The following is a 22,809-nucleotide window of genomic DNA, read 5'->3' on the forward strand; positions in this document are numbered from 1 at the left end:
GATAATTGTGATAGAGCATTTCAAGCTGCATTTTATAACTGATAATTTAAGCAGTGCGCAGGTCATTCCAGCTGAATACGATTTACTCCTTGTTTTTGCTTCAATTCTCACAGCCGTATTTGCTTCGTATATCTCATTTTTATTATCTGCTCGTATCAAACACTCTTATCTAAAAAATGAAAGTCAGATCTGGACCATCATGGCATCGTGTTTTTTAGGTATAGGTATTTGGGGTATGCATTTTGTAGGTATGCTTGCCTATACCTTACCCATCCCTATTGAATACAACATTAGCATTACCTTGATATCAATTTTGCCAAGTGTGTTTGCCAGTTACATCGTACTCTCACCAGCACTACAAACCGACAAAGGGCTACTATTTAGAAGTGTGCTAATGGGTGCTGGGATTGGCTCGATGCATTTTGTTGGCATGATGGCGATGGTGATGCCTGCAAAAATGGCTTATGAGCCTTGGTTGTTCTCTTTATCTATTATCGTCGCTATTGTACTGTCAGGTATCGCATTAAAAATTAATGATTTTCGACTTGCTAAAGGGGTTCATCAAACACGGATGAACTTGGTGGTGGCTTTGATAATGGGCAGTGCAATTTCGGGAATGCATTACATCGGCATGATTTCGATGTCTGTTTTTGAAACTGAATACACCACCTATGTTACAACCCACGACTACTCGACGTTAGCACAACTTATTATTTTTATTCTGGTGGCATTAAGTCTGTTTGTATTGGGTGCTGTTGAGCTCAGAGCAAGGAGCTTATTATCAGCAAAACTGAAAGCAGTACTTAATACCGTACAAGATGTGGTAATTAGCTTTAATAATGAAGGAAAAATTGAATTTGCAAACCCGGCTGTCAACCAAGTTTTTGGCTATCACCCGCATGATTTAATAGGCAAACATATTCGTACCCTGATCCCTGAAAGATCGTTAGAACTTGATGAAATCCTCAGAGATTCACAGCTCAGTAAAAAAACAGCGGGTAAAAGTAGCAGTCGGCTCTTAAAAGGACAACGAGCGAATAAAAAACGATTTCCTATTACATTAACAATCAGCTCAATTGGTAAAAAAGAGTCAGGTCCTTATGTGGCGACAATAAAAGATCTCTCTGATATTCGAAACCAAGAAGCCTTTACACAAACTATTTTCGATAATTTACCCATCATGTTGTTTGTAAAAGAAGCTGAGCATCTTACATTTAGCCATGTAAATAAAGCGGGTGAGCAACTCCTCGGTAAAAATAAAGACCAACTAATCGGTTTAAATGACTTTGATATTTTCAGTAATGAACAAGCAGTCAGTTTCGTGCAAACCGATCGGGATGTATTGAAAAGTGATGACACTCTAACTATAGAGGAAAAGCCGGTTACTATTGATGACAATACTCATTACTTAAGAACACGGAAACTCACAATTAAAGACAGTAATGGTAAAGCGCAATATTTATTGGACGTTTCTGAAGATGTTACTGAATTAAAACAAGCAAAAACCGAGCTTGAAAGCTTACACCAACGCATGTCTATGGCTGCAGATGCTGCTCATATTGGTATATGGGAGTGGAATTTTGACACTAATGAACTGATTTGGGATGACTGGATGCATACCTTATTTGAAATTCCAAAATCAGAATTCAAAGGGGACTATTCAGCATGGGCAAATAGCTTGCATCCAGATGAATATGAAGACGTGACTAACAAGCTAAAACTCGCAATTTTAAATGGCGAAGAGTTTCACGCAGAGTTTCAGATTGTTCTACCCTCTGGCAAAACCCGCTATATCAATGCAGATGGAAGAATATACGGCAACCGCATGATTGGCGTTAACTTCGATATCACGAAACGCGTCATGGCAGAGAAGAAAATTAGGCAATTAGCACAAACAGACTACCTTACTGGTTTAGCAAATCGTAGCGCGCTTGAGCGATTCATCAAGCAAGAGTTTGCGCGGGTGGAACGGACAGGCTCTAAGGTAGGTTGTCTGTATTTTGATCTTGATAAGTTTAAGCCAATCAACGATACCCATGGCCATGCAGTGGGAGATAAAGTACTGATAGAAGTTGCTAAACGCCTACAAGACACCGCTCGAAAAACCGATTGTGCTGCACGCATTGGTGGTGATGAGTTTGTAGTTATTGTTACCGACATAGAAAACCAAGTACAAATAAACCGTGCATTATCACGATTGATCTGTGCGATTAAGGCGCCGATAAAATCAGAGTATGGTGACTTGCTCGTTGAGGCGAGTGTTGGCTTTGCATTATATCCTGACGATGCGCAATCATTTGACGAATTACTTAGCATGGCCGATAAGCGTATGTATGACCAAAAACATCACTGCTTTAGTTGTAATGTTATGAACTGTAAATAAGCAAATTAATAATGCTAAAAAGTCTAATTTAGACGTATACTTATTAAACAATTAATAATGATTCTTTTTCCATGCTTTCTCGCTTTTATTATTTTATGGTACTTGTTTTTAGCTCGCTTGCAGCTGCTGATAGCACGTACCAAGAAACATGGGAAATCACCTCTTTAGAAGCCCCGCCGTATGCAAGTAGTACAATGGAAAATGGCGGTGATGCTATTGCACTACTAAGAGACAGGCTTGCCAAAAAATCGATAAACCTCGAAGTTGAATATTTACCTTGGCAAGATGCAATAAAAAAAGCCCAGTTAACTGGCTACCTGGGTTATTACCCTGCTTGGCCATCTGAAATGATGCCCGGCTTTGTAGCTTCAGCCACTATTTTAAATTCTCAATTAGCTGTCATTACCACTCAGTCTAATCCACAAGATTTTAAAAACCTTGAACAGCTTTTTAATGAGCACAAAGTTGGCGTTGTTGAGCCTTATATTTACCCGGGTGTGGTCGAAAAAGTAATTCAATCCTATGCTGACAGCATAGTGCAAACAGCAAACGATGAAGAACTATTTCACTTATTGCAAACTAAGCAGATTAATTTTGCGATTACTGCACCAAAAGTGCTTAACTATTTTGCTGAGCAACAAAACCTATCTGAGCCAAAAATAGTAACTCAGTTTACCGACTCCCCATTAGTGATTGGCATACGCAATGACGCTGAAAACAAAGCTAAAATAGCCTTACTCAATGATTTATTTACTGACGCAAAGCCATCTGCAACAAATTACTCTCGGCCAAAAAAGCTGTTGTTAACCTATATAGATATTCCGCGTGTAGCACCATTTAAAGCGTTAATGAGTGATGTTTATAATGATTTAAATATCAAAGTCCAGATGCAAGCAACACCATCTCGAAGAGGCGTATTGTTATTAAATGCAGGCATCGTTGACGGCGATATTGTGCGCTCACAAAGTAATATGCGTAAATTCGAGAATATTATTGTCGTAGAACCTAGCCTTGGCGTTATTAACTTAGTGCTTCTATGTCGAAAAGCGCTGCCATGCGATAGAGATAATTTATACAACCCAAACAACCGAATTATGAGCTCGATTGGTGATATCGAAATTCTTAATGAGTTTGATATTAAAGCCGAGATCATTCATAACGAAGACTTGAGCCATACGCTTACTATGCTAAAAAAAGGTCGTGTCGATTATGCACTTTATCCTGCGCTCAATAACGATATAACTACCTTTAAAAAAGATTTTTCTGTAATTGTACTAAGGCAAATGGCTATCAACACGGTTATTCATAAAAAACATGCCCCGTTGGTAGATGAAATATCAAAAGCCATTACAGCTCGCTTACCTGAATTAACGCAGCGAATTAATAACGACAGCAAAGATTAGCTAGATTTACCCAAAATGCAGATAAAATTATAAAATCCCAACGACTTAGTTAATTTGATTTGCTAAACTGCGGCTCAAAAGTGCTGTGAGGAAATATGCATGTGGCTTGAGAGACTAAGACGTCGCCTAGCAAAGCCTAAAACATCTGTGCAATTGTGCTTACTTGGTGTAAGTGCAGGGTTAATTGCGGCAGTGTTGATCATACTTTTTCGCCTCACAATCATGTTTTTTCAAAGCTTATTTTTAGATAAGCCTGATGACTTCACCACTTTACCAACCTATGAGCGGATGATACTGCCAGTTGGTGCAGCCTTACTAATTGCCTTATTCGCCGCCCTAACAGGCTTTAAGCATTATCGTCTTGGCATTCCATTTGTAATTCACCGTATTAAAAAACATTATGGCCATATGCCGCTTTACAACACGGTAAACCAATTTGTCGGCGGTGCATTAGCCCTTATTAGTGGCTTTTCGGTCGGTCGAGAAGGCCCCTCAGTACATATGGGTGCAACGGGTGCCAGTTTACTGGCCGATAAACTACACCTTCCGCACAATGCAATGCGTACCCTCACCGGTTGTGGTGTTGCAGCTGGTATTGCTGCTTCATTTAACACCCCACTTGCAGCCGTTATCTTTGTCATGGAGGTGGTACTGAGGGAGTATAAGGTGCATATTTTCGTGCCCATTATGCTCGCAGCGGTTACCGGCGCATTAGCCACTCAATTTGTCTTTGGTGACGCTTCAGAGCTTGCACTTATCACCATGAACCCATTGAGTGGTTGGCATTACCCATTTTTAATCATTTTTGGTATGGCACTTGGCGCTGTTGCTTATGCATTTAACCAAAACTTGATGCTTATAATCCGTACCTTCAAACCACTAAGTATGTTCCCTCGTCTATTACTAGCAGGATTAATAGCTGGTTTAATTGCTTATATGGTTCCTCATGCAATGGGCTCTGGTATGAGTGCTATCACTATTGCTATTGAATCACCAGATGATGTGCAGTTTTTAACTACCATCTTGATTGCTAAATTACTCGCCACCTTATTTGCCATTGGTTTAGGTATTCCAGGTGGGATCATCGGCCCTGTTATTGGACTTGGGGTATTAATGGGCACCTTAATGGCCTTTTTCGCGCAGTTTATTAGTCCGGGTGTTGATATCACAGGTACCTATAGCATGCTTGGCATGGCAGGATTATTGGCAGCAACATTACATGCCCCGCTGGCAGCTCTCACTACGGTTATGGAATTGACCTCAAGCCCCGAGATCATTGTGCCAGCCATGTTGGTGATCTCAACGGCTTATGTCACGGCGTTGCAGTTTTTTGGTAACCGCTCTATTTTCATGCAACAACTTGATTTCCAAGGGCTTGAATATCAAATATCGCCAGCTACCGAAGCATTACAAAAAGTAGGTGTGATGGATGAAATGGATGAGCAATTCAAGCTGCTTTACAGTGACGACAAACAACAAATTAAAGAGTCGCTCGATGCCCTTGATAGCCAAACCCCGCTGATTGTTCATGATGAAGAGAATGGCTATCGTCTTGCAGAATATGATTTAAGCCTGATGTCTGACCAAGAAAGTAATATCAAATATGTCAGCCTTGCCGGCCTTAGTAGCCAAGCAACATTAGCCGATGCTTTTGACTTATTAAAAGATAAACGCAGCGGTGCGGTATATATTTACAACCTGCTTGATAACCAACAGATTATGGGCCTTTTGCGTTGGGACCAAATCAGACATATCCTTACCATTCGCAACAGTTTGTTATAACAATTAAAATGGATGCTTAAATGACTGCGCTATTAGTTTATAAAACCTTCCACGTATTCTTTATGATTGCTTGGTTTGCCGGTATTTTTTACCTGCCACGTCTTTTTGTTTACCACGCAATGAGTGAAGAAAAAGCCTGTAACTCAATGCTGAAAGTAATGGAACGCCGCTTACTGTTTTTTGTGACACCGTTTGCTGTTTTAACATTGGTGTTTGGCGTACTGACCATTTTTGAATATGGTCGAGATTGGTTTAGATACAGCATGTGGCTGCACTACAAACTGGTGCTAGTGATTATTCTCTATATCTACCACGGCTATTGCTTTAAATTACTGGCTGACTTTAAGCATGACCGCAATACACGTAGCGATCGCTTTTACCGTATTTTTAATGAAGTTCCGGTACTCATCCTTTTAGCTATAGTGGCACTGGCAATTATTAAACCTAACTTATAATTTGCTGCTGTGTACGCTAAAAATTTGCTATAGTACTGCGCAAATTTATGCGGCCTCCCATACCGAGTGCCAGCGCCCTATAAATGTGATTAGGAACAAACCCCATGCTAAGTTTCCAAGGTGAAAATATCCTGTCGGTCAATCAGCTTGATCGAGATTGTATTGAACGTATTTTTGCAGTTGCTAAGAAAATGGAGCCTTATGCTAAAAAGCAAAAGCGCACCAATGTTTTAGAGGGCGCAATTTTAGCGAACTTGTTCTTTGAACCAAGCACGCGTACTCGCGTAAGTTTTGGTACTGCATTTAACTTACTAGGTGGTTTAGTTCGTGAAACAACGGGCATGCAAAGCTCAGCGCTAGCAAAAGGTGAATCTTTGTATGATACCGCTCGCGTTATCTCAGCGTATGCAGATGCAGTCGCAATGCGCCACCCTGACGCAGGCTCTGTTGCTGAGTTTGCCACCGGGTGTGACGTGCCAGTGATTAATGGCGGTGACGGCCCGAATGAGCATCCAACACAAGCCTTACTTGACTTATTAACGATTGAACGTGAGCTAGGTCGTTTCAACCAAAGTATCGACGGTATGCATATTGCCCTAGTAGGTGATTTAAAATACGGCCGTACTGTGCACTCTTTATCTAAATTACTTTGTCATTATAAAGACGTTAAATTCTCTATGGTGGCACCTGATGGCTTACAAATGCCAGACTACATTTTAGATGCTGTTGATAACGCAGGTCATAAAATTCAAGTAGTAGATAAAATGGAAGGCAACTTGGCCGCCGATATTGTTTATCAAACCCGTATCCAAGAAGAGCGCTTTCCTTCACAAGAAGAAGCTAACAAATACCGTGGTGGTTTCCGTATCAGTCAGGCAATTTACAACGCACACTGTAAGCCTAACTCAGTACTGATGCACCCACTTCCTCGTGATAGCCGTTTAGAAGCAAACGAGCTAGATAACGATTTAAATAGCAACGACAACCTAGCAATTTTCCGCCAAGTGCAAAATGGCGTGTTAATTCGCATGGCGTTGTTTGCTCTAACCTTAGATGTTGCCGACAAAGTTGAGCAATATGAAGTCGACGTGCCTTGGTTTAGCCGTAAACGTAATAGCTAACTTGCTTCGTTTTGGGCTCTTTGAGCCCTTGCAAACCAACTCATTTAACGTGACAACCCAATAGGACTATTCATGACAATTAGCCAAGATCTTTTTAATCGCGCGCAAGAATCAATCCCAGGCGGTGTTAACTCACCAGTTCGTGCCTTCAATGGCGTTGGCGGTACTCCTTTATTCATCACTAAAGCTGAAGGCCCTTTTACCTTTGATGCTGATGGTAACCGTTATATCGATTACGTTGGTTCATGGGGACCAATGATCATGGGTCATAACCACCCAGCTATTAAGCAAGCGGTATTAGAAGCCGTAGAAAATGGCTTAAGTTATGGTGCACCAACCGAAACTGAAATCTTAATGGCCGAAAAAGTAAAAGAGCTAGTACCATCAATCGAAAAAGTACGTATGGTAAGCTCAGGTACTGAAGCAACAATGAGTGCAATTCGCTTAGCACGTGGTTTCACTGGCCGTGACAAAATCTTAAAGTTTGAAGGCTGTTACCACGGTCATGCTGACTCACTACTAGTAAAAGCAGGCTCAGGCGCACTGACTATGGGTGTACCAAACTCACCGGGTATTCCTGAAGACTTTGCTAAGCACACATTAACTGTGTCGTTTAACAAACTTGATGAAGTAAAAGCAATTTTCGCAAAATACGCTGACGAAATCGCTTGTATCATCGTTGAACCAGTTGCTGGCAACATGAACTGTATTCCACCTGTACCTGGCTTCTTAGAAGGTTTACGTGAGGTGTGTGATGAATACAAATCTGTACTTATTTTTGATGAAGTAATGACAGGTTTTCGTGTTGCTTTAGGTGGCGCACAAGCTTACTACAACATCAAACCAGACCTAACGTGTTTAGGTAAAGTGATTGGTGGCGGTATGCCAGTGGGTGCATTTGGTGGTAAGAAAGAAATCATGGATTACATCGCACCTGTTGGCCCAGTTTATCAAGCAGGTACATTATCAGGTAACCCAATTGCCATGGCTGCTGGCTTAAAGTCTTTAGAGCTATTAAGTGCTGAAGGCCTGCACGATGAACTTGAAGCAAAGAGCAAAGCAATTTGTGAAGGCTTTGAAGCCGCTGCGAAAAAAGCAGGCATTGCACTTACAACAAACTACGCAGGTGGTATGTACGGCTTCTTCTTTACTGATAAAGAAAAAGTAACTAGCTACCAACAAGCGACTGAGTGTGATTTAGAGCGCTTCAAGAAGTTCTTCCACTTAATGCTAGAAGAAGGTGTTTACCTAGCTCCTTCGGCGTTTGAAGCAGGCTTTGTGTGCGCTGAGCACTCTGAAAAAGAGATCAACGACACCATTGCTGCCGCAGAGCGCGCATTCGCGAAGCTTTAATAAGCGTTAAGCAAGTTAATAAAAAGCCCTAGCATTTTTCAATGCTGGGGCTTTTTTTATTCTTTGCCAATTCGTTTATTTAAGTATTAATGCGAGTTGGTGTTATTAATCTCTAACGCAAGTTGGTCTAGGCTCAAACTCACTGGCACGTATAGGTAGCTGCACTACTTTGCCGCAACCCGGAGGCGCTTGCAGACCAGTCTCTTCGTTAATAAAGGCCCAACGAATAGAAGCAGGGCGAGTATCCGCTATGGCTTCAGGGTTGAGTGGCTTAAGGTAACGAATGTAAGCTTCTAGTGCGCCAACACTTCCTGTTAAACCTGTGCTCTTGTTATCGTCGCGACCAATCCATGCAACAGTCACGGTGTTTTGGTCAAAACCTGCAAACCAACTATCGCGTAAGTCATTACTGGTGCCTGTTTTACCAGCAAGCTGAATTGATGGGAAATGAGCATTTAGGCGTTTAGCCGTGCCATCTTTAGTCACGCGCTTCATTGCATACTTAGTCATGTAGATTGATGCATCATCAAAACGTTTTTGTGAGCTGACATCATGTTTATAAAGCACCTTACCTACTGAGTCTGTCAGTGCTGAAATAGACGTTAATTCGCGGTACTGACCATCAGCAGCAAGGGTTGTATAAAGCTGCGCTACCTCAAAGCTTGAAAGCTCAAGAGCGCCTAATAACAATGATGGATATTGATCAATTCGCCCTTCTACACCTAAACGCTTCAAGGTATCAGCTACTTTATCAACCCCAACATCAAGGCCCGTGTTAACCGCAGGAATATTTATACTGTTACTAAATGCTTTGTATAGTGGCATAGGGCCGCGAAACTGCTTGTCGAAGTTCTCTGGTTGCCATACTTTCCCCTGCTCATTAGTCACTTGCAGCGGTGAGTCATCCACCAACGTAGCAACATTAAACTGACCACTTTCAAATGCCGTTAAATAAACGGCAGGCTTAACGAGTGAGCCAATATTACGCTTGGTATCAAGCACACGGTTAAAACCAAAATAACGTACGTCACGGCCCGCAACTAATGCCGACACCCCACCCTTTTCAACGTTAACAGAGATCATCGCCGCTTCAAGCTCTTCTGTTTTAGGGCGTCTTTCTAGATAAGGTAAACTTGCCTCAATCGACTCTTCCATGGCCGTTTGCTTTTGTAAGTCAAAATAGGTGAATACACGCACCCCGGCATCTAACACTTGCTGATCAGGTAGCAGGCGCTTTAATTCTCGATTAACTAATTCTAAGTAACCCGGATACGACTTTTGCAGACTGTCTTTCATTGGTGCAATATCAATTGGTCGCTTTAATGCCGCACGATATTCACGGGTATCAATCAATTTATTTTCAACCATTAAGCGCAGTACTAGATCACGACGCTCCATTGCGCGCTCACTATAACGACGTGGGTTGTAATACGATGGACCTTTCACCATAGCCACTAAAAGCGCAATTTGGTCGTATTCAAGCTCATCCACAGGCTTTGAGAAATAAAACTCAGCGGCAAGGCCCATACCATGAACGCCTTGATTGTAAGACTGACCTAAATACACTTCATTGAGGTAAGCTTCTAAAATGTCATCTTTGCTGTAGCGGTAATCCAATATCAAGGCGATAAGCGCTTCATTAAACTTACGCACCAGAGAACGCTCACGGGTAAGGTATATATTCTTTGCTAATTGCTGGGTTAAGGTACTGCCCCCTTGCACTGTACGTCCGGCTTTAATATTGCTGTATAAAGCGCGCATAATTGACCACACAGATACGCCATGGTGTTGATAAAAATTACGATCTTCAACCACTAGTAAAGTGTCTTTTAGCATCGGCGGAAATTTATCTAGCGGCACAAACTCGCGGTCTTGTTTTGAATCATTACCAATGCGAGCTATTTGAACTGGCTCTAATCGAGCGCTGTTTAAACGACGACCAAATTTATCTTTGATAGTTGCTAATTTCTGCCCTGAAAAACGCAGCTCTATCACTTGTGAATCTTCAAGGCCATCATAAAATTCAAATTCACGGCGGTACACTTTAATACTGTTAGCTGATTTAACATACTGGCCAGTTCGGCTTAGCTTGTTTACAGATGAGTAATTTAAACGGTTTAACTCCCAAATAACCTCTTGCTGAGACAAATACTGCCCAGGATAAAAGCTCATTGCACGAGCATACACTTGTGCAGGTAACTGCCATTTATTGCCTTCAAATTGGCGAGTAATTTTTGCATCTAAATAAATTAGATACAGCACCATGGCAACAATCACAGCAAGTGAAAGCTTCCAAAAAATTGACCAAAGTTTTCTTAATACACTAGCTTTAGCTGGCCCTTGAGGTGCGCGTGAGCGCTTAGCGGTAGTTTTTTTTGATGTCGCCTTCGGTTTACTAGACGATTTTTTTGCAGGAGTTTTTTTATCAGCCATTGAGTTCGCTATTGGTCAGTTAATTTTACAGGATTACGCCTTGAACAGCGCAATATTAACACCTGTAAAATTAACAGTCACTTAAACTCGTTTAGCGTGTACACAACCAGAGTGAGTGGATCACAGCAGGTATAAAGAAGATAAAGCATAGAATAATGTTAATCACTAAGTCTTTACCTGCGCCCGCTTTTAAGAATACCGCAACAGGCGGTAAAAATAGCGAAATAATTATAAGCAAGAGTTTGTTATCCATCGTTTTTCCTTGTTAGAAATGAACATTAAGCATAGTCAAAAAATAGCGATTTCGCCTATCAGAAAAGACTTATTTAAACGCAAAAAAGCCCTACCTAAGTAGAGCTTTGTTTTGAACACACAATGATATTGTTATGGGCGTGCTATTTGCACGCACCAAGATTAGTTACTGCGAACTGATACAAACTCAGGGTAAGCATCAATACCACAATCATGTTGATCCATACCGTTTAGTTCTTCTTCTTCGGTAACACGGATACCCATGGTATTTTTCAGGATTGCCCATACGATTGATGACGCGATGAACACAAATCCTAAGATACATACTAAGCCAATTAATTGATTAACAAAGGTTGCATCAGAATTTGAAAGTGGTACTAACATGATACCTAGTGCACCACACACACCGTGTACAGAGATAGCACCTACAGGGTCATCGATTTTCGCTTTATCAAGAGCAACGATGCTAAATACAACCAGTGAACCACCTAATAGACCAAGTAAACAAGCAAGTAATGGCGTTGGAGATGCAGGCTCTGCAGTAATCGTTACTAGACCTGCTAGTGCACCATTAAGAACCATAGTTAAATCAGCTTTACCCCATAACACTTTACATACGAATAGTGCTGCAATTGCGCCACACGCTGCTGCTGCGTTAGTGTTTAAGAAGATTTTACCAACCGCTGTTGCGTTTTCAGCGTCAGAAACAAGTAGCTGTGAACCACCGTTAAAGCCGAACCAACCCATCCAAAGGATTAATGTACCTAGAGTTGCTAACGGTAAGTTAGAGCCAGGAATTGGGTAGATTTCACCGTTTTTACCGTATTTCCCCTTACGAGCACCTAGGAAAAGTACACCAGCTAGCGCTGCCGCAGCACCTGCACCGTGAACGATTGCAGAACCAGCGAAGTCAACAAAGCCCATTTCAGATAAGAAACCTGCGCCCCAAGTCCAGTAACCTTCGATTGGGTAGATGAAACCAGTTAAAACAACAGTGAAAATTAAGAATGCCCATAACTTCATACGCTCAGCAACCGCACCAGATACGATTGACATAGCTGTTGCTACGAACACAACTTGGAAGAAGAAATCAGACTCTAAAGAGTGATCCGCATCAGCAGCTTGAGTGCCGATTAATGCGCCAAATGAAGGGATGAAACCACCTTCTGCGTTATCAACATACATGATGTTGTAACCCACTAATAAGAACATAGTGCAGGCAATAGAAAATAGTGCAACGTTTTTAGTTAGGATTTCTGTTGTATTTTTTGCACGAACTAAACCTGCTTCAAGCATAGCGAAACCAGCCGCCATCCACATTACTAAAACACCCGACATTAAAAAGTAAAAAGTGTCGAGTGAGAACTTCAACTCTACGATAGTGTTTTCCATAATTCCCCCTTAAATTGCTTCTTCATCAAGTTCGCCCGTACGGATACGAACGATTTGGTCTAAGTCGTAAACAAAAATTTTGCCGTCACCAATTTTGCCTGTTGAAGCAATTTTTGTGATGGTTTCAACAACGCGTTGACAATTTTCGCTACGAGTTGCAATTTCAAGTTTGATTTTTGGAATAAAATCGACTTGGTATTCAGCTCCACGATATAGCTCAGTATGACCACGTTGACGGCCAAAGCCTTTAACGTCGACAACTGTCATCCCCTCAATGCCTAAATCAGCCAATGCTTCACGTACATCATCAAGTTTGAATGGCTTTATTATTGCACTAATCATTTTCATAGTGGCCCCCTTCGGACGCTTATTGTTATCCTGTTGGCTTATACAATCCAACCTTTGTGCCACTATTTTTTATTACTTATTTTCAATAACTTAAAAATAAAAATTGGTTTTTTCACAAAAAAAATGCACCCTATTGGTGCATTTTTTTAACAATTAACCAGCGCTGGTGCAATTAGCACAACTATAGTTTAACTAAGCAGTTCCGATCTTGCTGTTTGGCTTGATATAAGGCCTTGTCAGCAATGCGCATCGCAGCTGTAAGCGATACTTTTTGGAATTGAGTCATACCAATACTCATGGTTAATGAGTAAGGCTCACCGTTAATTGAAAAGGCATGGCTTGCTAACTGCTCTCTGAAGGTATTGAGCCTTGATTCGGCCTTAGCTAAGTCCATATTATGCAGTACCACGGCAAATTCTTCGCCGCCGATTCTCGCGATAGTGAAGTCATCAAACTTAGTCTTTAAAAATGAAGACACTTGTTTTAGCGCCTGATCACCCGCCTCGTGACCAAACTGGTCGTTCACATTTTTAAAAAAGTCGATATCAAGCAAAGCCAATACGTTTTCTTGCTCAACATTTTTAAGCAGTTTTTCTGCGTATTGATAAAAATAACGACGATTATACAAGCCAGTTAAATGGTCGCGGTATGCGCTTTCTTTTATATCGGCTATTAAAGCAAGCTGCTCCATGGTTTGCATAACACGGCAATGAAACTCTTCATTCATAAACGGCTTAGTTAAAAAGTCGTTAGCGCCGTATTTAATAAAACGCGCCGATAAACCATGCTTACCGGCACCTGATAAACCGATAATAGCTAAATCATCACGGCCGCGGAAATTACGCACCGCTTTAACGAGCTCAAAACCATCCATTGTTGGCATTGCATAGTCCGTAAGAAGCAGCTTGATTTCAGGATCGTCTTTAAGCATTTGTAGTGCTTGTTCACCATCTTGAGCATCGCGTACATCAAACAACTGCTTTTCGAGCATTTGCTTCATCAAAGTGCGACTTAGTACTGAGTCATCAGCCACCAGCGCTTTGCTACCATCGTTTCTAAGTAATTGTGCAACAAGTTTGATCGCATAATGGTATGAGTCGCGGTTATCTTTAACCACGTAATCAACCACACCAAGCTCTAACATCTGCTGGCGAATGTATTCATCAATTTTTGATGTTAGAACAACGGTCGGGATGTTTTTTGATAAGGTGTATTTAGCTACTTCGCCATTCATCGCATCAGGTAGCGTTAAATCGACTAAAGCCAAGGTGTAATCGTGCTCGGAAATTAAAGAGACGCCCTCTTTTAAAGACCACGCAAAGTCGACAGCCACATCTAAATAGTGAGCAGCGAGGTGACGTAACACTTGCTGTACTACTTTACTGTCTTCAACTACTAATACTCTTTGCATTGCAACTTCTCTTTCTTAAGCACGTGTACACAGATTATAAAAACGCTAAATATACGCCATTTTTTAATCTAGCTAAATAATTAAGCAAAATATCTTTGCTAAAAAAATGCACTTTTTTGTAACCAGCTCAGCATTTTCAGTTATTTTTCTGTTTAACAGCTAATATTGGTCACTAGTCTCATTAGTTTGTCATCGAGTTTGCTTTACTTTTTAATAGCTGCAATTCGAATAATAAGGAATCAACATGAAACTAGTTAGTTTTATTGGCTTGTCAGTGACAGCACTAACACTGACCTTCAGTACTCCAAGCTTTGCTGATAACGGACGTCGTATTGACGTTGACAGCAAAGTGGTAACAGAGCACAAAGCCCGCATTAATGGTGAGCGTTTTTCATATACCGCAACCACAGGTACACAACCGGTTTGGAATGAGCAAGGCGATGCCGTTGCAACGCTGCAATATACTTATTATACCCGCGATAAAGTAGACGATAGAACAAAACGTCCTTTAGTTTTTTCGTTTAATGGTGGCCCAGGTTCTGCGTCAGTATGGATGCACCTTGCCTATACTGGACCACGTGTATTAAAAATTGATGACGAAGGTTACCCTGTTCAACCTTATGGCGTAAAAGATAACCCTTACTCAATTTTAGACGTGGCTGATATTGTTTATATCAACCCAGTTAACACCGGTTACTCGCGCGTTCTTGAAAACGAAAAAGGTGAGTTGCCAAGTAAGTCAGACCAACAAAAAATGTTCTTTGGTGTTAACGCTGACATCAAATACTTAGCTGAATGGTTAAATACCTTTGTTTCTCGCAACGAGCGCTGGCGTTCACCTAAGTTCTTAATTGGTGAGAGCTATGGTACGACTCGTGTTTCTGGTCTTGCTCACGAATTACAAAATCGCCAATGGATGTATATCAACGGCGTTATTCTAGTATCACCAACTGAAATTGGTATTAAACGTGAAGGCCCTGTAGAAGCTGCTAACCGCCTACCTTACTTTGCAGCAACCGCTTGGTACCACAAAGCCCTTAGCGCAGACTTACAAGCAAAAGAGTTAGACGAGTTACTCCCTGAAGTTGAACAGTTCACCGTGAACAAGTTCTTACCTGCAATTGCTAAAGGTGGTTTCTTACCTGCTGATGAAAAACGTGCAATCATCAAGCAAGCAGCAAAATACGCAGGTTTATCTGAAAAGTTTGTTGAGCAAAATAACCTTGATATTCCAAATAACTTCTTCTGGAAAGAGCTATTACGCGAGCGCGGCCAAACTGTGGGCCGTTTAGATTCTCGCTATTTAGGTATCGACAAACGTGATGCAGGTGAGTCACCTGATTACTGGGCTGAGCTTACATCATGGTTACACTCATTCACGCCAGCGATAAACTATTACCTACGTGAAGAGCTTAACTACAAAACCGATATCAAATATAACCTATTTGGTAATGTTCACCCTTGGGATCGCTCAGGCAACAACACAGGTGAAAACTTACGTTTAGCAATGGCACAAAACCCATACTTAAACGTGATGATTCAATCTGGCTACTACGACGGTGCAACAAACTACTTTGATGCTAAATACACAATGTGGCAGTTAGATCCAAGTGGCAAAATGAAAGATCGTTTAAGCTTTAAAGGCTATCGCAGTGGTCACATGATGTATTTACGTCATGCAGATTTAGAGTCATCAAATAATGACTTACGTGATTTCATCCTGAAATCACTACCAGCCGAAGGCAAAGCAGCAAAATACTAAACAGCGTATTTGCAAAACCATAATAGAAAAAGCCCGTTTTATACGGGCTTTTGTTTTTCCACTAATCTTTTTGGGTATATACTCAAGTCATTGATTTAAGGATTTGGATAATCAGCAAATGGCAGAAAAATTTCGCGTAATGTTTGCAGGGCTTGAAGCCGGTGTCGACCAAGTACAAGCAACAGAACAACTAGCTGCAAAACTAAAAACAACAAAAGACAAAGTTGCGACCCTGTTTGAGCATAAGCCATTATTTGCACCAAGCGAGCAAGATAAAGCACTAAAACAAGCAAAGTTACTCGCCAGTGTTGGCATTAAAGCCAAGCTCCAACCGATTAACCAAGCAGCCACCAGCAGCCAATCAGACAATACAGCTGCACAGGCCAAAGAGCGTGAAGAACGTATTTTTGATGCCCTCGATTACATCACCAGTAGTCTTATTCGGCTAGAAGAAAAACTTGATGACTTAGAGCAGCGTTTACCTGAGCTTGAAAATAACAGCGTTGCTGATAGCGACGATAGCTGGCAAGAAGATGACTTGCTACTTGAAGACGAATTAACAGAGCCTGTTAAAAAACGCTCAAATACCCTACTCTATTCGCTTATTGCAATGGTCATTGTGTTATTGATCATTTTGGGTGTAGTGGAGCTTTTCCCTGAACTTTTCTCCTTTTTAGAAAGTTAACACTAATATTGACATGAGCAACACACGAGCAGAAATCAGACAATCTATTCGAAAAAAGCGCAATTCACTGACTGTTGAACAACAAAAAAATGCAGCAATTGCGCTAAAAGTGAATTTTACTCAACACTTAAAATCGCTAAAAACACCTAAAAACGCCCATATTGGCATTTATATCAGCAATGATGGCGAATTAGACACTTCATTGTTAATTAAAGAATTATGGATGCAAGAGCAGCATTTATATCTGCCTATTATCCACCCCTTCAATGGCACAACTTTATACTTTCAGAGGTATGAAGAAAATTCACCCATGACTGCAAACCGCTATGGTATCTTGGAGCCCAAGTTAAATTGCAGTCAAATATGCCCTTTAGACAAGCTTGATATTTTACTTATGCCATTAGTGGCATTTGATGATCAAGGTAACCGTTTAGGAATGGGCGGTGGGTTTTATGACAAAACGTTGGCTCGGTATTACCAAGAAAACTGGCAAAAACCGATTTTGATAGGCCTTGCCCATCAATGTCAGCATGTTTCAGCATTGCCAATTGAATCGTGGGATGTACCGTTAAAACACATTATAACCCCAGAGAAAATCTACCAATGGTAAGCAAACTGTTTGTATACTATAGGCCCTCTCTGACAGCTAACTGAGCACATAATTATGACGCAAGATGAATTAAAAAAAGCCGCTGCCTGGGCAGCCCTAGAGTTTGTAAACGAAAATACCATTGTTGGTGTAGGTACAGGCTCTACAGTGAATCACTTTATTGATGCACTTGATACAGTAAAAGACACCATTACTGGTGCGGTTTCAAGCTCTGAGGCTTCAACTGAAAAGTTAAAAGCACTGGGTATTGAAGTATTCGAACTAAACGATGTATCAAGCCTTGATGTGTATGTTGATGGCGCAGACGAAATCAATCCACACAATGAGATGATCAAAGGCGGTGGTGCAGCGCTGACACGCGAGAAAATCGTTTCAGCGGTAGCAAAACAATTTGTTTGTATTGTTGATGAATCTAAAGAAGTTACAACATTAGGCGCATTTCCACTGCCGGTTGAAGTAATCCCAATGGCACGCAGCTATGTAGCTCGTGAACTAGTAAAACTAGGCGGTGACCCTGTTTACCGTGAAGGTGTTGTAACAGATAACGGTAACGTCATTTTAGACGTGCACAATTTAGATATCAGCAACGCCAAAGAATTAGAACTAACAATCAACCAGATTGTTGGTGTAGTAACAAACGGCTTATTTGCCCATCGCGGCGCAGATAAAGTCATTATCGGCACCAAAAATGGGCCGCAAATAAAGTAAATAGGAATGAGGATATGAGTAAGGTATCGTTAGCAAAAGACAAAATTAAAATTCTCTTGCTGGAAGGCGTGCACCAAAGTGCTGTAGAAACGCTTAAGCGTAATGGCTACAGTAATATTGATTACGTAAAAACATCCTTACCTGAAGACGAGCTCATTGAGCGCATTAAAGATGTGCACTTTGTAGGCCTTCGTTCTCGCACTCATATTAATGAAGCGGTATTAGAATCAGCTGAAAAGCTAGTCGCAATCGGCTGCTTCTGTATCGGTACTAACCAAGTCGATCTACAAGGTGCGCGTGAACGTGGTATTGCGGTATTTAACGCACCATTCTCAAACACACGCTCTGTAGCAGAATTAGTACTTGGTGAAATCTTATTATTACTTCGTGGTATTCCAGAGCGTAATGCCCTAGCACACCGCGGTGGTTGGTTAAAATCTGCCAACGGCTCATTTGAAGCACGTGGTAAAACGTTAGGTATTATTGGTTACGGCCACATTGGTACACAGCTAGGTATCATGGCTGAAAATATCGGTATGAACGTTGAGTTTTACGATATCGAAGACAAGCTAACGCTGGGTAATGCAACACAAGTTCATAACCTAACTCAGTTACTACAACGTGCTGACGTTATTAGCTTACACGTACCAGAAACACCGCAAACGAAGAACCTAATTGGTATGGCTGAGCTTGAAGTAATGAAGCAAGGCGCCATCTTGATCAATGCTTCTCGCGGCACTGTTGTTGATATCGATGCATTAGCAGAATCACTTCGAGATAAAAAGCTGAGCGGCGCTGCAATCGACGTGTTCCCTGTAGAACCAAAATCAAATGATGAAGAGTTCGTATCACCGCTGCGCGAGTTCGATAACGTGATTTTGACTCCGCATATTGGTGGTTCAACACAAGAAGCACAAGAAAATATCGGTATTGAAGTAGCAGGCAAACTTGCTAAGTACTCAGATAATGGTTCAACTATTACTGCAGTTAACTTCCCTGAAGTATCACTGCCAGAGCTTGCAAACCGCAGCCGCTTATTACACGTGCACCACAACCGCCCAGGTGTTCTAACGCAAATTAACCAAGCGTTTGCACAGCACGGCATTAATATCGCAGCCCAGTACTTACAAACTGACGAATCAATTGGTTACGTTGTAATTGATGTCGATACAGACCAATCTGAAGTCGCTCTTAAAGAGCTAAGTGCTGTTGAAGGTACAATCAGAGCACGTATCCTTCACTAATCTTTGATATAACAAATAAATAAAAAGCGCAAACAGTTAAACTGCTTGCGCTTTTTTGTAGGACAAAAAATTTAACAAAGCTGTAAGCCTTAAGCTGTCAGCGATAAGCCGATTGTGCATACCTGTTGTGAGGGTGCAATACTTTAATGTAGGCGTGAAATTTATTTCGCGCGAAAAGTTATGCCTAAGAAAGGCCACTACACTTTAACTATATTAAACATGTAACTATCAGTATTTCACTTAATTTTACTACTTAGATGCGCAAGAAATTCTTTTAACTTTACAAAACTACCAAGTCCTCGCTCACCGGTTTGAACTTCAGGCTCCCAAAAAGCTACAGCGGTATATTGATACAATGAGCTTTCCAGCATCCAAGTGTCTCCATCCACACCTCGCGTTTTATCTTTTGGAAACTCCAATGCTTTTTCAAGCATTAACAATAAGCTTGAATACTCACCTTCAGTTAACTCAACACTCTTCTCTGACTTAATGCCTTTCCAATTATAGCCACCAGACCCTTCATAAACTGTAGTTAATAGCTGATAAGGTCTTACACTTGTAACCTCATATATTACAGGGTTTGAGAAAGTTGGAACAACTTTCAGTTTTAAAACGGGTTCAAGATAAAACCCAGGGTCAGTATATTCGATAGTGCTTTGTGTGGACTTACAGCCGACAAGCGAAATTAAAATCAAAAAAATTGAAAAATACTTCATACCCCAAAACGACTCCTTCGATCTGGATAGATTTGATAAAGCCATAACAAATAAATTAGCAGTCATAGAAAATCTATACGGGTTACTGAATTAAACAAAAAGCCTGTCGATATTATGTTATGTCTGAAGTTAAATTGATTATACATTGCCAATTCAAAGATTAGCTTGAATGTCTTGCCTGCCTAATACTCTCATAATTTCTATATTACCACCTTGAATGCGATAATAAATGCTATCAATACCACAAACAGCTCGTCGATAACCTTGCCTAATTTCATCGACTGCTGGTGCTAAATAAGGTTGCTTTGCCAATTGCTCAAAACGATCAAAAAACTTATAAATATAAGCATCAGCCTGATTTTCACCATATTGCTCCAAACCACGAAACCAAATTCGCTTCAAATCAGCTTCGGCTTGAATATTAAGTTTATAACTTTCCATCCTTACTCGCTTCTTCCTTGAAACTAGCTAACATTTGATTTGGTGATTTATCTGAGAGCCCACTTTTCTCTGCTTCAATCAATTTCATACGAATAGCTTCAATTTCAGAAGCTCGCATTTGCTCTTTTCTAATCAAATCTCTAAGTAACTCACTGTCACTCGCATAATTTCCTGAAGCGAGCTGTGCTTGCATCCATTTTTCTTGTTGGGCAGTCACAGTGATACTTTTTTTTACCATCGCCATAATTTACTCATCTTAAGCAGATCAAATCCAGATATAATCCTACTTTGTACTACTACAATCAAGCTTAGCTTATTGGTGCTAGTAATCAACTATACATTTACTTAACCTCCCCCCACCTCAAACACACTTCCCTGTGTAAATCACGCCGATGAGTCAGTAAATTTTACTCATCGGTTTGCGGTGCCTCAGCGTCTTTATCTTGGTGCTTTTCGCTTATCATGGCATTTAATTTCTCGCCGCCTTTGATGCCAAAATCTAACGTGCGGATTGGGAATGGGATGGTCATGTCAGCTTCGCTTAGAGCGTTTCTAACTGCCACAACAGCCTTGTGGCGAACGGTCATGAAATCTGCTTCGCCGGGGTATTTAATCCAAAACCAAACTAGTAAGTTAACGCTGCTATCACCAAAGCTTTCGGCGTAAACGGCGGTTTCTTCTTGTTTAATCACAAAATCAAACTCATTGATTTTTTTAACAATCACCTCAGCGGCTTGTTCTGGATCGTCAGCATACGAAATACCTACAGGCACTTCGATACGACGCACACCTAAGGTACTGTAGTTACTGAGTATATTTCTAAATAGAATCTTATTAGGCACTAAGATAAGTTGCCCATAAAAGTTCTCAATGAGGGTATTTCTAAGGTTAATCGCCTTAACGGTACCAAACACGCTTTCGGTGCGGATTACATCACCTGTTTTAAATGGTTTGCGAATACCCATGGCAATACCCGCTATAAGGTTCTCTGTCATGTCCTGAAAGGCAAAACCAATTGCAAGACCTACGATACCAGCACCAGCAAGTAATGAGGTGACAGTGCCTCTAAGACCCAAGAAATCAAGGGCTACAAATAAGCCTACGCATAACACGATGACTTTTACTATCGATGACATTAAGTCTGCTATTTGCGATGACTCTAACGAGCGGCGTAATAGCTTTCTGAGCATTGACCCAACGATACGCGCCAGCAATGAAAACACGATAGTAATAATTACTGCGACAATAAAGTTTGGAATATGGCTTATGATGATATCAACCCAGCCACCGAGTTTTTCTTCTATCAGCTTTTCGGCTTCACTTACTGTCGGAATTTTTAACATTTTTGTACCTTGTTGAATTAATTGCTCAACAAAGTACTTAGCAAGATGAACGCCATTTCTAATTTAGAGTATTAAAACCATAAAAAAGCCGTGCTAAGCACGGCTCTTCTAATTCATTTTACTAAAAAATTAGTTCTGCTCTTCTCGTAAGAAAACAGGCTCTAATTCTTTTGTTGTTGCATCGCTACTAAAGTAATAACCCGCCACAGTGAAATCTTTTAAATCACTTAATTGGGTGATTTTATTTTCAATGATGTAACGTGCCATCATGCCGCGAGCTTTTTTCGCATAAAAGCTAATCACTTTATATTGACCGTTTTTACAGTCTTTAAAATGTGGAGTGATGATTTGTGCGTTTAATGCTTTTTTATCAACCGCTTTAAAATACTCATTCGAAGCAAGGTTTACCAAGTATTTGCTATCTTGCTCAGCAAGCACTGTATTTAGCTTTTCGGCGATAACACTGCCCCAAAACTCATATAAGTTTTTACCACGTGGGTTTTCTAACTTAGTGCCCATTTCAAGGCGGTAAGCTTGCATTAAATCTAATGGTTTAAGCACACCATAAAGGCCAGACAAAATACGTAAGTGCGACTGTGCATAATCAAGATCAGCACCGCTTAGAGTTTGCGCATCTAAGCCACCGTATACATCACCATTAAAGGCTAGCACGGCTTGTTTTGCATTGTCTTGGGTAAATGGCTGTGACCACTCGGCGAAGCGTGCCGCATTCAAACCAGTTAGTTTATCGCTGATTTTCATTAGGCTACCAATTTGCGCTGGTGTTAAATCACGGCAAACTGACATTAACTCTTCGCTGTGCTCGAGTAATTCAGGTTGAGTGAATTTATCGGTCGTGGCTGGTGTTTCGTAATCTAAATTTTTTGCAGGTGAAATAACAGTGATCATACTTAGCTATTGACTTGTAATTTGTTTGATGTCAATTTCAACATTAATTGAATCAAAA

General features: G+C 40.8%; 21 protein-coding genes. 11 read left to right on the forward strand and 10 right to left on the reverse strand.

The annotated features are described in order from the left end of the window. Positions 1-7: 7 nt before the first annotated feature. From AADY36_RS12970 to hemL, 6 genes are all read left to right on the forward strand, one after another. On the forward strand, positions 8-2,383 hold the full coding sequence (locus AADY36_RS12970; protein ID WP_342409052.1) for a diguanylate cyclase domain-containing protein: 2,376 nt from the start codon (positions 8-10) through the stop codon (positions 2,381-2,383). Positions 2,384-2,478: 95 nt separating this feature from the next. Beyond that, a complete protein-coding gene (locus AADY36_RS12975) occupies positions 2,479-3,786 on the forward strand; it encodes a transporter substrate-binding domain-containing protein (RefSeq protein WP_342409053.1) in 1,308 nt (435 codons plus the stop codon). A 99-nt stretch (positions 3,787-3,885) separates the two neighbouring features. Continuing rightward, a complete protein-coding gene (locus tag AADY36_RS12980) occupies positions 3,886-5,568 on the forward strand; it encodes a chloride channel protein (RefSeq protein ID WP_054562317.1) in 1,683 nt (560 codons plus the stop codon). Between the two features lie 20 nt (positions 5,569-5,588). Beyond that, a complete protein-coding gene (locus AADY36_RS12985) occupies positions 5,589-6,023 on the forward strand; it encodes a CopD family protein (RefSeq protein WP_054562318.1) in 435 nt (144 codons plus the stop codon). 104 nt (positions 6,024-6,127) lie between these two features. Then, positions 6,128-7,144, forward strand: a complete 1,017-nt coding sequence (locus tag AADY36_RS12990) for an aspartate carbamoyltransferase (RefSeq protein ID WP_054554265.1) — start codon at positions 6,128-6,130, stop codon at positions 7,142-7,144. 72 nt (positions 7,145-7,216) lie between these two features. After that, positions 7,217-8,497, forward strand: a complete 1,281-nt coding sequence (gene hemL, locus AADY36_RS12995; RefSeq protein WP_342409054.1) for a glutamate-1-semialdehyde 2,1-aminomutase — start codon at positions 7,217-7,219, stop codon at positions 8,495-8,497. 105 nt (positions 8,498-8,602) lie between these two features. On the opposite strand, the gene mrcB is transcribed toward hemL, so the two are convergent. The 5 genes from mrcB to AADY36_RS13020 form a co-directional block, all read right to left on the reverse strand. Next, positions 8,603-10,930 (reverse strand): penicillin-binding protein 1B, encoded by a 2,328-nt coding sequence (mrcB, locus tag AADY36_RS13000; RefSeq protein WP_055020644.1) that lies wholly within the window; start codon positions 10,928-10,930, stop codon positions 8,603-8,605. A 91-nt stretch (positions 10,931-11,021) separates the two neighbouring features. Continuing rightward, positions 11,022-11,183, reverse strand: a complete 162-nt coding sequence (locus AADY36_RS13005) for a YqaE/Pmp3 family membrane protein (protein ID WP_082401591.1) — start codon at positions 11,181-11,183, stop codon at positions 11,022-11,024. Between the two features lie 161 nt (positions 11,184-11,344). Then, positions 11,345-12,574 (reverse strand): ammonium transporter, encoded by a 1,230-nt coding sequence (locus tag AADY36_RS13010; protein WP_054562321.1) that lies wholly within the window; start codon positions 12,572-12,574, stop codon positions 11,345-11,347. A gap of 9 nt (positions 12,575-12,583) precedes the next feature. After that, the gene (locus AADY36_RS13015) at positions 12,584-12,922 is read right to left on the reverse strand and encodes a P-II family nitrogen regulator (RefSeq protein ID WP_054554260.1); all 339 of its coding nucleotides are present in this window, start codon (positions 12,920-12,922) and stop codon (positions 12,584-12,586) included. A gap of 181 nt (positions 12,923-13,103) precedes the next feature. Then, positions 13,104-14,333: a diguanylate cyclase gene (locus tag AADY36_RS13020; protein WP_054562322.1), complete on the reverse strand. Its 1,230-nt coding sequence runs from the start codon at positions 14,331-14,333 to the stop codon at positions 13,104-13,106. Between the two features lie 244 nt (positions 14,334-14,577). Between AADY36_RS13020 and AADY36_RS13025 the strand changes: the two genes are divergently transcribed. The 5 genes from AADY36_RS13025 (at position 14,578) to serA (ending at position 19,342) form a co-directional block, all read left to right on the forward strand. Continuing rightward, positions 14,578-16,095, forward strand: a complete 1,518-nt coding sequence (locus AADY36_RS13025; RefSeq protein WP_342409055.1) for a S10 family peptidase — start codon at positions 14,578-14,580, stop codon at positions 16,093-16,095. A 118-nt stretch (positions 16,096-16,213) separates the two neighbouring features. Further along, positions 16,214-16,780 carry a hypothetical protein gene (locus AADY36_RS13030; protein ID WP_239962711.1) on the forward strand — a complete coding sequence of 189 codons (567 nt, stop codon included), beginning with the start codon at positions 16,214-16,216 and terminating at the stop codon, positions 16,778-16,780. 13 nt (positions 16,781-16,793) lie between these two features. Then, positions 16,794-17,390 (forward strand): 5-formyltetrahydrofolate cyclo-ligase, encoded by a 597-nt coding sequence (locus AADY36_RS13035; protein WP_342409056.1) that lies wholly within the window; start codon positions 16,794-16,796, stop codon positions 17,388-17,390. 54 nt (positions 17,391-17,444) lie between these two features. Then, positions 17,445-18,098 (forward strand): ribose-5-phosphate isomerase RpiA, encoded by a 654-nt coding sequence (rpiA, locus tag AADY36_RS13040; RefSeq protein WP_054554255.1) that lies wholly within the window; start codon positions 17,445-17,447, stop codon positions 18,096-18,098. A 14-nt stretch (positions 18,099-18,112) separates the two neighbouring features. After that, complete coding sequence (serA, locus tag AADY36_RS13045; protein ID WP_055020642.1) at positions 18,113-19,342, forward strand: phosphoglycerate dehydrogenase; 1,230 nt, start codon at positions 18,113-18,115, stop codon at positions 19,340-19,342. Positions 19,343-19,578: 236 nt separating this feature from the next. Here serA and AADY36_RS13050 read toward each other — a convergent pair whose 3' ends face one another. The 5 genes from AADY36_RS13050 to yaaA form a co-directional block, all read right to left on the reverse strand. Then, on the reverse strand, positions 19,579-20,124 hold the full coding sequence (locus tag AADY36_RS13050) for a hypothetical protein (RefSeq protein ID WP_342409057.1): 546 nt from the start codon (positions 20,122-20,124) through the stop codon (positions 19,579-19,581). Between the two features lie 87 nt (positions 20,125-20,211). Beyond that, positions 20,212-20,499: a type II toxin-antitoxin system RelE/ParE family toxin gene (locus AADY36_RS13055; protein ID WP_342409058.1), complete on the reverse strand. Its 288-nt coding sequence runs from the start codon at positions 20,497-20,499 to the stop codon at positions 20,212-20,214. Next, positions 20,486-20,743: a ribbon-helix-helix domain-containing protein gene (locus tag AADY36_RS13060; RefSeq protein ID WP_062566698.1), complete on the reverse strand. Its 258-nt coding sequence runs from the start codon at positions 20,741-20,743 to the stop codon at positions 20,486-20,488. The genes AADY36_RS13055 and AADY36_RS13060 overlap by 14 nt, the downstream gene beginning before the upstream one ends. A 163-nt stretch (positions 20,744-20,906) precedes the next feature. Next, entirely contained in the window at positions 20,907-21,842 is a 936-nt protein-coding gene (locus AADY36_RS13065) for a mechanosensitive ion channel family protein (RefSeq protein WP_342409059.1), read from the reverse strand. A gap of 129 nt (positions 21,843-21,971) precedes the next feature. After that, positions 21,972-22,751, reverse strand: coding sequence for a peroxide stress protein YaaA (yaaA, locus tag AADY36_RS13070; RefSeq protein ID WP_342409060.1), 780 nt, complete (start codon positions 22,749-22,751; stop codon positions 21,972-21,974). Positions 22,752-22,809 lie beyond the last annotated feature (58 nt).

The sequence above is a fragment of the Pseudoalteromonas sp. D15MCD-2 genome, from assembly GCF_038562745.1.
Classification (GTDB): domain Bacteria; phylum Pseudomonadota; class Gammaproteobacteria; order Enterobacterales; family Alteromonadaceae; genus Pseudoalteromonas.